Consider the following 12255-nt stretch of genomic DNA (forward strand, 5'->3'; position numbering starts at 1 on the left):
GGGATGAGTTAGTTCCGAGTATGGAGTTAATGGAGGATCCATTTCAAAAGTTAGATAGAAATCAGATGTTTGACATGGCGACTATTGCTCGCTTTAAAGAGGCTCAGGTTGAAGACGGTTTTGTGGCAAGTGATAAAGCGAGACAAGAAATCGTCGAAGTTACTGAAAGATTAAAAAAGCAAGATATAGATGTAGAAGCATTGTTCGTTGCTCGTGCTCAGATCATGAAGCAACGCGAAGCGTTAGGTTCGAAACCCAATACAGAGGTAGTAGGTAGTAAACATCGTATTCCTGGTTACATCACGCCGATTGAAATGGATGGAACTAAGGTGACTAAGTTCTTTTTAGTGCCTTCTGCTGGAGCGTGTATTCATACACCACCGCCTCCAGCGAACCAGCTTGTATTGATTGATTTTCCTGAGGGCATTGAATTGGTCAGCTTAATGACACCAGTCTGGGTTGAAGGGCAGTTAACGGGTCATCAATCGAAAGAAAATGTGAATTACTCTGACGGTGCAGCCAATGTGCAGTCGGTGTATGCGATGAAAGCGGAAGGTATAGAACAGTATCAACCTTAGCTAGTGCATTTAGTTGAATCCAGTCTCTTGTTGGAAGTATCTAAATCACTCAGTGTCATCAAATGACAATTTTCAATGTGAGTAATGAATAAAATAAAACTAACTTAAAAAGCACTGGTGACATGATGAACTCAAGATTCTCTAAAGTAAGTATGGCTATTGTGATGGCGGCTAGCCCAATGAGCGGCGTTGTTTACGGCGCTAACTTTGAAGGCCCAGATTCTGTTGAAAATACAATTGCAGAGCAGAAAGCACAAAAGAAATCTTGGAGGGAGTCATTAGCTGAAGATGGATTTACATTTGGTGCAGATTACTTTGCTTTGGGGCTGACCTCTGGGGATGGGGTTGGCGGCGATAGCGTTGATGCATCGTCGGGTGTGGCACGATTATACGGTTCATGGCATCTATTAGGAAACGGCACACAGAACTCAGGTAGCTTAGTTTGGAAGGTGGAACATAGGCATGCCTATGGTGATACTCCGCCAAAAGACTATTCATTCGGCCCGCTTGGCTATGTCGGTGCAATTGGTCCGGCATACAGCGACCAAGGGTTTCGCGTTACGGACTTAAATTGGAAGCAAAAAATCAATGATGGCAAAGGCACCATTATTGTCGGTTGGCAGGATGTAACGAACTATGCGGATGTTTACGCTCTAGCAAGCCCGTGGTCTGGTTTTACTAACTTGGTATTCTCGACAGGCTCAGGTGCGATGGGCTTACCGGATGACGGTGTATTGGCCCTTTCTGCCGGTCATATGCTAGGCGAAAACTTTTATGTGGTCGGTGGTATCGCTGATGCAAATGGTCAGTCAGATGATATTTTTGATGGCTTTGATAGCGCTTTTGGTAGTGATGCGTCTTACTTTACAACACTTGAATTAGGTTGGACGGCTTCACAAGACCTGATTTATACAGACAACTTCCATGTGACGTTCTGGGATTTTGGTGACGATACTCGCCACAGTAATAGCCTTGCAACTGAAGGTGGCTCAGGTGTCAATTTCTCATGGAGTCAGTTTATCACGCCGCAAGTTATGCCGTTTGTGCGAGGTGGTTTCTCAGAAGGTGATGTTGCCCTTTACGATAAATCAATCTCTGTTGGTATGGGATATTTCGGGTTAGGAAAACCGACGAACAACCTTGGTGTTGCGCTAAACTGGGCGGAAGTGAATGGTGATTCTTTTGCAGCTGATGCGAAAGCAATAAGCGGTAATACAGAGCAATGGACGGCTGAAATTTACTACAACATGCAACTCAACGATTTCATCCAAGTGACACCTGATATTCAATACATTAAAGATCCAGCTTTCTCCAATGAAAGTAGCGCTTGGGTGTTTGGTATTAGAGCGAGAGTCTTTATCTAACTTCTCTGTTTGTTAATCGCTGAAACGTAAAGAATAGATGTAAAAAGTGAGCCTGTTTGGCTCACTTTTTTTGTCTTAGGTCTGTATCAAAAGCGGCTATGCTTTTTCGGCTTTGGGCGTGTCATCGAGTGCGAAGTAGATTTTTGAAACAATAATCTCTGCGATCAAAATCGTGAATACCACAGCGAAGAATGCCACCACACCATTCCATGGGCCTGTGAAGCCTACCTTGTCGCCAAACAAGATATTGATGGCTTCCAACATCACAAACTTAGAGCCCACCAAAATCACGTAACTGGATAAACCGCGATAAATCTTAGCCGCTGTACCCGGTTTAGATTTGAAGTAATCTGCGAGCTTATGTTCTAAGCCAATAGACAGTTTGAGCAGGAGTTGTAGCAGAATCGCAGCTGCAAATGAGATGGTGAAAGACTCGATATTGACGAAGTCCCAGTATTCATCAAAAAAATTAAGAACCGTTAAATCGACGAGTACCGCAAGCGTGTATCCGACAAAGAGTCGTTGGGGCGTATTAAATCCATATACTTTTTCTATATTGCTCATCTACTTCTTCCTGAGTTAAGGGTTATAAAAAACTTAGGAGTTAATCTTATAATTTTCAAACGCTTATTGTCTTATATGCGAAACAGGTCTTAAAGTCGGCTTGGCGCATTATGGTAAGTAAGGGTTTTAAGAATGATTCAAGATAAGACTCCAATTTAGACAGAGGCGCATATGATTGTTCATTTTAGAATCCAAGACGTAGAAGAACTTTGGGGAGCCATCGATTTAGCAACGCTCTTGCAGCTGGAACTGAGAGCAGTATCAACCACACCGTTAACTCTCTGATTGAATTAGTTAAGTTACCAATTACACTTGAAGCATAAGTTTGAATGGAGTCAACTTAATGCTTTCACCCCTATCGCACTATCCCCGTTCTATTATTCTGCTCTTAATGGGCCTCAGTTCTTCCTCGGCCTATGCATCCAATGAATTGATTCAGAACCGCTTAGAGAAGATATTTTCTGTGTCAATTGCGCTGACTGACAGCGATGCCATTTCAATTGGCTTTGTGGATTTTGATCCTAATTCGTTTATCAATTTAAACGACAGTGGTTTTGGATCCGATAAAACCATCGATACTCGAAGCCAAGTGAGTGTGGGCTCCATCCCTTACTCTTCCGTGATTAAAACGGATGACCCTGACTTCGACCTTATTTGGTCTGTGCGAGGGTCTTATGCGCTTTCTGAACAGGATATTGAGATCTCATCAGATGTGACTCCTGACCGTCGTGTTAACCCAAATGAAGACTCGGTATTGGGCCTGTATGGCTTTTTCGGAGGGCAAAACCATTTAAACCAGCATTGGTCTATCGCCTATGGGTTAGGCACTCACTTGCTCTATTACCGCAATAAATACGAATACAACAACAGCTACTCTCAAGCATTTCAATCTCAGCTAGATGGCTACGCATTGAATACATCAGCATGGGCGCTTGTTGCTGAACCTTCAGTCAAACTTCAATACTTGCAACCAAAGGAGTGGGGCAGTTGGAATGTGTCTTCCAGAGTTCGTTACTTTTATGGAACAGGCTGGGGCGAAGCGAACGATGGCGATATCGGTAACCCAGAAGGGATGCGATTCATTAATGAACTAGAGTTTAGGCAAAATGTAGCGCTCGATGCTTGGTCGCTTAATAACCCTCAAATCCACTATAACTTAACAAGAATCGATGTCGCGGGTGATTTGACTGCTCCTTTAGATACGCACTATTACTATGAGTTCGGGGCAGGATTAGTATTTGATGTGCCTTACGACTCTTACTTTTTTGACAACTTCGGGATTGGAATTAACTTCAATTATGGCAGCTCACTCAGTGGTGGTAGCTTGCTATTCTTACTCAATAATTAGCATAAGTTATTGATCTTAATGGTACTCATATAATTTGAATTTGTATGTGTCGTAAAATGGTAAATATCTTAGTGAAAACTTAGCCATCATAGTCATTCGCCCATCACTAGAGCAGACTATGAATAAGTTAAGTTTTGACCGAAAAATGCCGCTATACGTGGTGTCTACACTTGCCCTTAATATGGCAGTTAGCTTGTGGTTATTGAGTATGGCTTCTTCGGCAGTCATGGCTTTTTCTGTGTGCGCGTTGTTTTTGCTCAGCACCCTCATTACTGCACGCCTATATCGACATGAAATGGCTCAAAGCAAGAATAGCTTGTCTGAAGCGATCATTGATGGCATCGCTGGTTTTATCATCCTCGATAGTCAATTGAGGGTAATACAAGTTAATCAACAGTTCTCTAGAGTTTCAGGCTATGCCTTTAATCAAGTCGAGTCTCGCCCGATTTCTGATCTCTGCTTTATGAATAACAGCAGTTTAATATCGACCATTACTCGCTCACTCAAGGAAAACCAGAGATGGAAGGGGGAGTTGAGTGGAGTCAGTCGACTTGGCGAACATTTTACTGTGAATGTGGTTGTCGAAAAGTTAGCTGAAATACTGTCGCACAATAATAAATATGTGGTGACCTTTACGGATATTAGTCGACGCAAAGTATTAGAACGTCGATTAAGAATGTTGGTGGACACAGATTCTCTCACAGGGTGCTGGAACCGCCGCCGTTTTGATAAAGATCTTAACCATTATTCAAACTTAGCGGAGCGTTATGGTTATACACACTCTTGTTTGGCGTTGATCGATTTAGATCATTTCAAGGCCATCAATGATAATCATGGTCATGACCAAGGTGATTCAGCGCTGAAAGAGGTCGCAGAACTGTTGAGAAATAACAGTCGAGACACCGACATCGTCGCGCGAGTAGGCGGCGAGGAGTTCGCTATCTTGATGCCCGAAACTAATTTAGCAGAAGCGTTTGAGGCGATGTATCGATTGAAAGAAGTGATTGCCAAAGGAACAACACTGAACCTGACTGTGAGCAGTGGTGTGTCTGAAATACAGGCACAAGCCGAAGCGACCTATCGCAGTGCGGATAAGGCGCTTTATCGCGCTAAAGGTAATGGGCGAAATAGAGTGTGTAGTTCTAGTTCTAGTTCTAGTTCTAGCTCAGGCTCGGGCAGTGCAGCGTCCATTGTCCTTGGTTAGGCGTATGTCGTAATTAACTAATCGGTGAGATCGGAGCCTAAGCCGAAATCGAGCGTTGATAGATCTTGGGTGTTAACCCTGAAACGCGCTTAAACGCACGAGAAAAATGCGAGATGTTGGTGTAACCGAGCTGGCTAGAAATGTAGGTCAGCGTGTGGCCTTCTTCCATCAGTTCGCAAGCTACCGAAAACATCAGGTTTTCTTTGATCTTTCGATAAGTGGTGTTTTCGTTCTTGAGTTTGCGTTGGAACGTTCGCACCGAAAAGTTGAGTAGCTCAGCGGCTTCTTCAAGAGAGAGGTCTTGTTCTTTCATGTACGGCTTTAGAAGCTCATAAACGCTATCGGTAAAGCTGGTGTGCCACTCAATCAATGTCGGTTTAGCACTGAGTTCTTTAGAGGTTAGGCGAATTGGGAGTTGTAAGATTTCTTCAGGAATAAGCACAGCCGTCGACGACTGATCAACAAACAGTTGGCAGCTACTTGGCACAAGTGTTTTGACGACATCGATGTCATGTCCTTGAAGACGCACCTTATTAGGTAACCATGGGGATTGGGATAAAATGGTTATTAATTCAATGATATATGTAATCGCAAAAGCTTCCCCCCATTGAAACATAGGGGAATTGTCTTCGGGGGCAGTTCGGCAAAACCAGCTCTGACCGTGTTCTTGAATAAACTCGACTTTGCTGCCTGGGGAGTCATAGGCAAAGATTGAATTGATCTGTTTTAGTGCATCACCAATGGTTTCGAATTCGGTAAATTGATGCAAGACATTTGGGATGATTCGACGTCGAAATGCGAGTCCAAGAATATCGGTGAACCGAGATACGCCGAGTTGTGCTGATGTCAGATAAATCAAACGCTTAATGGATTCCGATGGCACAAAATCACTTTCTGATTCGATAAGGTCGGGTGGTAAACCGGAATCTTTGAGCAACAGATGTAAATCAAGACCATAGTCAGAAAAAACCTGAACCAGAATTTTAGCGTAGTTCGTTTGAATTACCGGGACTTGGTAGTGACTAGAGGTCATGAGTATACAATCCTGTATATATTGTCGCATTATTAGACGTGCATATCATTTGCAACGTTTTGTTTACTAAATCTAACTCTATTTACTTGAGTTTTCCATCGCTGGGTTTATTTTTAAGGTATTAATTTTGTTGATGTTAGTTATCTAGAAGGGAGTCCCATGTCAGAAGTCAACGGGAATAAGCAAGAAGCCAATGAAGAAGTTCGCCAGCAAGAAAATGGAAAAGACAGAGTAAGAAAAATTACAAACTACTTATTGTTGTTTGTCGCATTCATGTTGATCTTCAGTGTCATTTCAGACCGCATCATCCCTATTACAGATAATGCACGTGTAAAAGGTTATATCGTTCCAATCAAGCCTGAGGTATCAGGTAAAGTACTCGATATTCTAGTTCAACCTAACCAATTGGTTAATCAAGGCGACAAGCTCGCTATTTTAGACGATTCTGATTATAAAATTGCCGTACAACAAGCTGAGCAAAACTTAGAAATTGCTGGCCAAAATGTCGGAGCTCAAACCGCGAGCATTGCTTCAGCTCAAGCGAAGCTCACGTCAGCGATGGTAGAGAGACAAAATACCAAGTTACAAGCCAAGCGTGTTTTAGAGATGGCTGACAAAGGTGTGGTTTCTAAATCCGATGCGGACAAAGCGCGAGCTTCACTAGCGACGTCTCGAGCGGCGGTTGTAAACGCGGAAGCAGACCTTGACCGTGCTAAGAAGCAAATGGGTAAAGAAGGTGAAGAAAACAGCCAAGTAAAAGCGGCGTTGCTAGCTCTTGAACAAGCTCAATTGAACCTAGAGCGCACTGTGATCACAGCGCCGACGCAAGGTGGTGTTTCTAACTTTAGCCTGTCTGAAGGTTTTTATGCATCAGCAGGGCAAGCAATCATGACCTTTGTTTCAACGGAAGATATCTGGATTGAAGCTTATTATCGCGAGAACAGCCTAGGTAACGTTACGGTCGGTGATGAAGTCGAAGTAGCGTTAGATTTTGCACCGGGCAAAGTGGTAAAAGGCCGAGTCAGTAGCATCGATTGGGGTGTTGATTGGGGACAGAATGATCAAGCAGGTAAGCTTGCGCAAGCCAACCAGCAAACGGGTTGGTTGCGTCAAACACAGATGCTTCCTATCACCATTGAATTTGATAATGAAGAAGTGACAGGCATGCTCCGAGTAGGTGGACAAGCGGATGTGATTGTTTATAGCGGCGATAACTTTGTGTTCAACGCGATAGGCAAGGTATGGATTCGTTTGATTAGCGTATTGTCTTATGTCCGATAAGCCGATTCTTGACCAACAAACACAGCAACGGATCCTGCGATTTACGGTCGGGGTCACGTTGGCTGTTTTCTTGGCGGCGTGGATAAACTGGCCACTTGCGTTTGTGGCGCCAGTGTTCACTGCTAAGTTCTTAATTGATAAACCAAATCTCCATAAGGAAACGGTCTACGAATTGCTCTTGGCCGTTGTGGTGACAATGGGGTTAGGTTTATTGCTGTCGCGAGGAATTACCCATTACCCAATCCCATTGCTGATTTTAGTGGGGCTAATGATGCTTTGGGGTTACTACTTGTTTGTCGACCCTAAATGGAACCTGTTCGCCACCATATTGTTGATTGCTGTCTTGATGTTGCCATTCATGGCGATTGATAACCCTGGCGTTTCGGTAATGCTGGCATCTGGCTTAGCAACTTCTGGTGTGGTTTCAGTGATGATCTTTGCGTTAGTGCATGTATTTTTCCCTGAGCCTAAATCGGAGTTCTCAGGTTTTGCTGCTGCACCACTCGAAAAGAAACAGCGTTGGTATGCGGCCTTTAGGGCGATGATTATCTCCTATCCAGTGGTATGTTTTTTCTTTATTTTTCAAATATCTGAAGCTTTATTGACAATGATGTTCATTGCGCTGTTATCGTTGATGATTACGTCAGAGAAGTCGATAAAGTTGAGTGCTTTTCTAGTGATAAGTAACGGTATCGGGGGATTGCTCGCGATAGCGGCTTTTTCAATCCTTTCGATTGTTCCTAATATTATCTTCTACTCTTTATTCATAGGCTTGGTCGCTATTGTGATCGCCAAGAAGATCTACACGGTTCCCGAAAAAGCACCGATTTTCGCCACTGCATTTAGTACGTTGTTAGTACTTGTCGGTAGCACTTTGATGAGCTCAGGCGACATCGATAGCAACACTCTTATACGCATATTCCAATTAGTGTTAATTGGCATATATATGATTTTGGCTTCTTTATTCCTAGAAACTCGGAATTGGAAGTTCCTACAAAATCAGCCTTAATTATGTCTTACAAGGACGTCTCATGAAGTTAACCGATGATTTTTCAAAACAGGCGATAGACGCTGCCATCAAAATCGCAGCGATTGCCATGCTCGTGTATTGGTGTTTCTCGATTTTGCGCCCATTCATTCTATTGGTTATTTGGGGGGCGATCATTGCAACTGCGCTCTATCCAGTTGCTGTCGCCATTTCAAATAAGACGGGAATGTCGAAAGGAAAAGCCAGCGCGTTACTGAGCTTTATCGGTGTGATTCTATTATTTATTCCTTTGGCGGCGCTTTCTTCTGGTATCTACACCAGCGCGACTGACCTGATGACAGGGCTTCAAGATGGCACATTGTCATTGCCTAAACCGAAAGAGTCCTTACAAGATATTCCATTAATAGGGGAAAAGGTTTATTCAACCTTGGTTGCCGCCTCGAACAATATTGAAGGCACTTTCATAAAGTATGCAGACGAAGTTAAACAGTTCGCGACGAAAGCGGCTTCTGTTCTTGGCTCGCTAGGTGGTGGCTTCATTCAATTTATCATCTCGACCATCATTGCTGGTGCGTTCATGAGTAATGCCGATAAATGCCAAACGGGTGTGACTCACTTAGTGGCGCGCTTAACAGACGGCAAAGGAGAAGAGCTGGTACAGCTTTCTAAATCGACCGTTCGTAGTGTTGTACAAGGTGTCATCGGTGTTGCTGTGATTCAATCTATGATGTCGGCAATTGGTTTGGTGATAGCGGGCGTACCTGCTGCTGCTTTTTGGGCGTTGGCGGTATTGTTAATTGCAATCATCCAACTTCCACCGATTCTTGCTTTGTTACCTGCCATCATTTACATGTTCAGTGTTGAATCGACATTGGCGGCAAGTTTGTTCTTAGTGTGGTGTATTTTGGTGAGTGGTAGTGACGCTATCTTGAAACCTGTACTGCTAAGCCGCGGTTCTCATATTCCAATGCTGGTTATTTTATTGGGTGCATTGGGTGGAATGGCGATGTCAGGCATTGTCGGTTTGTTTGTTGGTGCCGTGATTCTGAGTTTGACCTACGAGCTGATGATGGCGTGGCTTGGGCTTGAAGAGAAAAACCAAGCAGAAGTAGAGACAGACAAAGCAGAGACTGAGGTGAAATAGATGAAGGCAGTCTCGAAAGACGACAACTTCTACTTCTTATTCTATGCACTGTTGGTGTTGTTTTTTGGTTGCGCGGTGATGCAGCAGTTTTACCCGCAAGGTCAGAAAACAATACTATTTCTCATCATAATTACCTTAGCGAGCTCAATTGTTGGTATCAATAGAGAGCGAGCCTTGTATCGATCTTGGTATGGTCTGTTGTTGATAACAGCGTCCGTATCAGGTGTATTTTCGTTTTTGGAAGGTTATAACCTGTCGATAGTGACGTTATCGGCGTTGGCTGCGTTTTTGTTCTCCCACATCTACTCAGCGTTAAAGCAGGTGATGAAAGCAAAAACGGTGACGCCCAATCATATTATCGGGTCAATCTGTATCTACTTGCTGTTAGGCTTTGCTTGGTCGACTATCTACTTGTTGATTTTGGAAATTTTTCCTAGTGCATTTAACGGTTTAGAAGAGAAAGTCTGGTTAACGAATTTGTTCAATGCGATGTACTTTAGCTTTATCACATTGACTACGGTTGGCTATGGAGACATCTCACCAGCTTTACCTATTGCTCAATTCTTTGTGTTTATGGAATCCATTATTGGTAGCTTTTACTTAGCCATAATGGTGGCGAGTTTGGTGAGCATTCGACTTACACAGTCTCAATCTCAATAGGGCATTTACAAATAATAGAGCACATACGAAGAAGCCCAGCAGTTGCTGGGCTTCTTCTATTTTGTGAGCTTTAAAGTCTGTTTAAGTTTGAACTCTGTGTGGGCGATGAATCTTACGCTTCAGTGCCTTGTATCTTCTCTAATTCAGCGATGGTCGTTTGTGACACAAGCTGACCATCCATGTAATAGCTAACGTTTTGACCCTCTTTGATACCTGTCAGAGTTGCCGTTTCACCAGAGGTATAGACGATGTCCATTTGAACCGTGTTTTCGTCAATCTTAATCATCTCACCCGTTTCAATCGTGCGATTGTTTGAAATTGGCCCAACAGGTGCTTCTTTCAAGCTTGGGTCTAGGTCGTCGTTCACTTCGAAGTGTGTATCTGTTTTTGTATCAAATACGTGTGGTGAACCACTGATTGGGTTTTTACCTGTCCAGAATTCGAGTGAGTTGAATACGACATAGTCGGCTGCGGTTGTAATACCGTACACAGGCGCTAATAAGAAGTTTACACCTGCACGAGCATAGCGGTTATCGACAACTTCAACGTTAAATTTCATCACTTTCCCTGTTACGGCGTTGCTGCCGATACAACCAGTTAGCGCAGAAGCCAAAACCGTTAGTCCTACAATTTTAAGTGCAATCTTTTTCATTTTAGTACCTGTATAAGTTAGAAGTCTGTTTTGTTGGAACAGGTGTAGTATGGTTTTTATTCGATTCAGAGTTTTACCATTTAGCGCCACTGACGATAGAAAATTGGTTATGTACTTTAAGTATCAAAAGCTAGATCTAGAAAACCGGACATAGAAAAGCTGGCTACAAAAATCGGAGCATAAAAAAAGCGCGACCTAATAGGGCGCGCTTTTGGGTATTTGGATAAGTCGTAATGAAAACAACGACTCCAATACAGAATTACTTCATCACATAAGAATAGGCCGATACGACAAGCCAGCGGAAAAATCGAAATAAAAGGGTAGTGGCTTTAACGGTAAACTTGGCGATTGATACCGTTGCTTCTGCACCAACGCTAACGCACTTATGCAGATCGGATTCTTTGTATTCGGAATAGGTCATATGGTTTCTCATTTCTCGCTGTTGTCTTTCATATGTAAGTAATGACTCCTGTCTGGCGATATACCCTGTACGACTAATGTACGAATATTCATCGATAGAAACTTACCATTTAATGCCAAGTAGTGTGAAAACTAGCCAAAAGATAACGTGTTGAGAGAAATTAAGTACGTACCTAGATGTAACCTATCAAGTTACCGAAAAAACGAGGTTATATAGTGGTATGATCGCGGGCTCAGCACCATAAGTGATAAAGAATAGGAAACAGAATGACTCACCTTACCGATCAGCAAGAAGCTGCAATGGCGACGTTTAAGGAAAACTTACACCTTCCAAATGGTGGTTTTCATAAACTGATTATCGATCTAAGTAAGGAATATCAGCTGCCATTTCAAAAGGTGCGCGCCGTTTTAAAGAAAGCTCAAAAAGACGTCGAACGTCAAATACGCGAAGATTTTGCGAGTATCGATGATAGGGTTCTTAGCCAAGAGAATTGGGTGAACATCATTAAGTCAAAACTTGTCGAACTGGCGGAAGATAACCAAACGGTGATGGATAAGCTGCAACTCAATCTGAAATATCAAAAAGTATTGTCGGCAACCAATGGTTCAATCGCAAGTGAAGACGAGCGTGACGAATTGATTGAAGAGTTGATTCAAGCTTATGAAAAAGAGGTATTCAAACCTTTATTGGCGATGCTGCATACAACAAAGCTGTATTGGAAATTAATGCTGGTGGATGAGACATGTAAGATGAATGAGGAGAATCGTGAGAAATTTAGTGATTACCCTCAACACATGCAAGCTGCAGAACACTTATATACTCTTGATCAGAAGTTAAGGTCGATGCCGTTAACTTATTAGTCCATGAATGCACTGATAATGACTCATTGGTGATTCAGAGTTTGATATAAGTTGGTTTCAATAGAAGTACGATAACCTAGCTAGCGTTAGCCGCGCGTGAAATGCAAAAAGGGCTAGGTTTCTGATCTGTTTTACTTCTACTCTATTTTGTTCTGCTA

12 protein-coding genes are annotated in these 12255 nt (G+C 42.8%); 9 read left to right on the top strand and 3 right to left on the bottom strand.

The window, feature by feature from the left end; genetic code table 11:
- The first annotated feature begins 29 nt into the window (after nt 1-29).
- A complete protein-coding gene (locus AC3CHU_RS21665) occupies nt 30-578 on the top strand; it encodes a DUF3299 domain-containing protein (RefSeq protein WP_488525650.1) in 549 nt (182 codons plus the stop codon).
- Between the two features lie 122 nt (nt 579-700).
- Complete coding sequence (locus AC3CHU_RS21670; RefSeq protein WP_488525651.1) at nt 701-1942, top strand: carbohydrate porin; 1242 nt, start codon at nt 701-703, stop codon at nt 1940-1942.
- Nucleotides 1943-2038: 96 nt separating this feature from the next.
- Here the strand turns inward: AC3CHU_RS21670 and AC3CHU_RS21675 are convergent, their stop codons facing one another.
- The gene (locus tag AC3CHU_RS21675) at nt 2039-2506 is read right to left on the bottom strand and encodes a hypothetical protein (RefSeq protein ID WP_488525652.1); all 468 of its coding nucleotides are present in this window, start codon (nt 2504-2506) and stop codon (nt 2039-2041) included.
- Between the two features lie 343 nt (nt 2507-2849).
- Between AC3CHU_RS21675 and AC3CHU_RS21680 the strand changes: the two genes are divergently transcribed.
- Complete coding sequence (locus tag AC3CHU_RS21680; RefSeq protein ID WP_054545669.1) at nt 2850-3854, top strand: Solitary outer membrane autotransporter beta-barrel domain; 1005 nt, start codon at nt 2850-2852, stop codon at nt 3852-3854.
- Between the two features lie 118 nt (nt 3855-3972).
- The gene (locus AC3CHU_RS21685) at nt 3973-5058 is read left to right on the top strand and encodes a sensor domain-containing diguanylate cyclase (protein WP_488525653.1); all 1086 of its coding nucleotides are present in this window, start codon (nt 3973-3975) and stop codon (nt 5056-5058) included.
- A gap of 37 nt (nt 5059-5095) precedes the next feature.
- Here the strand turns inward: AC3CHU_RS21685 and AC3CHU_RS21690 are convergent, their stop codons facing one another.
- Nucleotides 5096-6091: an AraC family transcriptional regulator gene (locus AC3CHU_RS21690; protein ID WP_004731614.1), complete on the bottom strand. Its 996-nt coding sequence runs from the start codon at nt 6089-6091 to the stop codon at nt 5096-5098.
- A gap of 159 nt (nt 6092-6250) precedes the next feature.
- Between AC3CHU_RS21690 and AC3CHU_RS21695 the strand changes: the two genes are divergently transcribed.
- Genes AC3CHU_RS21695 through AC3CHU_RS21710 form a run of 4 tightly spaced genes read left to right on the top strand, consistent with a single transcriptional unit; the run spans nt 6251 to nt 10164 of the window.
- Entirely contained in the window at nt 6251-7372 is a 1122-nt protein-coding gene (locus AC3CHU_RS21695) for an HlyD family secretion protein (RefSeq protein WP_488525654.1), read from the top strand.
- On the top strand, nt 7362-8381 hold the full coding sequence (locus AC3CHU_RS21700; protein WP_102451220.1) for a DUF2955 domain-containing protein: 1020 nt from the start codon (nt 7362-7364) through the stop codon (nt 8379-8381). Before AC3CHU_RS21695 ends, AC3CHU_RS21700 begins: the two co-directional genes overlap by 11 nt.
- A gap of 22 nt (nt 8382-8403) precedes the next feature.
- Entirely contained in the window at nt 8404-9504 is a 1101-nt protein-coding gene (locus AC3CHU_RS21705; RefSeq protein WP_019821771.1) for an AI-2E family transporter, read from the top strand.
- Complete coding sequence (locus AC3CHU_RS21710) at nt 9505-10164, top strand: potassium channel family protein (protein WP_488525655.1); 660 nt, start codon at nt 9505-9507, stop codon at nt 10162-10164. It abuts the gene before it with no gap.
- 112 nt (nt 10165-10276) lie between these two features.
- Here AC3CHU_RS21710 and AC3CHU_RS21715 read toward each other — a convergent pair whose 3' ends face one another.
- Entirely contained in the window at nt 10277-10816 is a 540-nt protein-coding gene (locus AC3CHU_RS21715; protein WP_029222428.1) for a DUF3332 domain-containing protein, read from the bottom strand.
- A gap of 687 nt (nt 10817-11503) precedes the next feature.
- On the opposite strand from AC3CHU_RS21715, the gene AC3CHU_RS21720 reads away from it, so the two are divergent.
- Complete coding sequence (locus tag AC3CHU_RS21720; RefSeq protein WP_114634991.1) at nt 11504-12097, top strand: hypothetical protein; 594 nt, start codon at nt 11504-11506, stop codon at nt 12095-12097.
- The last annotated feature ends 158 nt before the right edge of the window (nt 12098-12255 follow it).

This window comes from Vibrio sp. QJM3NY_39 (assembly GCF_057785895.1).